Origin of the sequence: Arthrobacter sp. NPDC057009, from assembly GCF_042673905.1 — a bacterium.
Taxonomy (GTDB): Bacteria; Actinomycetota; Actinomycetes; order Actinomycetales; family Micrococcaceae; genus Arthrobacter.
Genome location: NZ_JBHUSB010000057.1, coordinates 1 through 1202, shown reverse-complemented (window position 1 = coordinate 1202; position 1202 = coordinate 1). Strand labels below are relative to the sequence as shown.

Sequence of the window (1202 nt, the reverse complement as noted above, 5' to 3'; positions counted from 1 at the left end):
CGCCGCCGGCGCCGCCGGTGGGGTCGTAGTAGTGCCAGTAGCGGCTGGTGGCGTTGACGTCGGCGAGCAGCAGCAGGCCGCTGTTGGCGGTGCCCCGTGCGGTGCTGTTGAGGTTCTGCTTGGTCGAGGTCACGTTGTGGACGTACTGGTCGGCGTCCACGATCCGGGCCGTTTTCGTGGTGGTGAAGCTGATGTTGTCCAGGGGCGTGGACTTCTCATAGATCGCACCTCCCGAGCTGGTGCAGACCCCGGCGTTCGTCGTGCCGGACGGTTTCGGATAGGTGGCGAAGGTCCGGACCCTCTGCGCGCTCTCATCGATCATCACGATCACCCGGTTCGGGCACTCGGCCACGGTCGCGATCGTGGTCGCGGACCACGCCGTGCCGTTGAACGCCAACAGCTGGATCAGCGGCTGGGATGCCGAGGTGAACGAGGTCTTGATCGCGGCGAACACCCGGCTGCTGGAGGAGTCCAGCCATTTCAGGTTCATATGGTCATCACCGGTGCGCTGGCCCTTGACCGCCGCGACCGGCGTAGTCCAGGAGGTATTGCCCGCTCCGTCCACGTGCGAGCTCCAGTACATGCCGTCACTGGCGTCCCCGACCTGCCGGCTCCACATCAGGCCCATCTTGCCGGGCCCGAAGGCGATCAGCGCCGAGTTGTCATCCACCGACACGTTGGCCAGCGACGCAGGATGGGCGAACGGGGTCCCCCAGGTCGCGCCGTTGGTGCCGGTGACGTTCAGATAGATCCGGTTGCCCTGCTGCCACGTGGCCCACAGCCGCCCGGTCGAGTCCTTATCGATCGACAGGGTCTCCACCCGGTGGTTGTTGATGTTGGACGAACCCAGCAGCGTGTACGTCTTGGCGCTGGAGTTGTAGCTGTACCGGCGCATCGTCGACGGGAAATTCGGCTCGGCCGGCAGGCCGTCATTGACGAACCGGTAACTGGCCACATACAACGTCGACCCGTCCCACAACACGTCATGATGGGTGTTCGCCCGGGTATCCGTCGCGACCTCCGTATCCACCCACGAACTCGTCGCGGCATTGAACCGGAAGATATGAAAATCCGAGCTCGCGGTATCCCACAGGTTCCCCCACCACAACCCGTCATTGAACCACAACGCATTCGTCTGCCGCTTCGTACCCGTCGGCGTCCCCGTCCCCGAATGCGACAAACCCTCCACCCCAACATCACCC

1 pseudogene is annotated in these 1202 nt (G+C 64.4%); it reads right to left on the bottom strand.

Annotated elements, in window-relative coordinates:
- Positions 1 to 1030 (bottom strand): annotated as a pseudogene (locus tag ACFTR6_RS22085) (hypothetical protein); the annotation flags it as partial.
- Positions 1031 to 1202 lie beyond the last annotated feature (172 nt).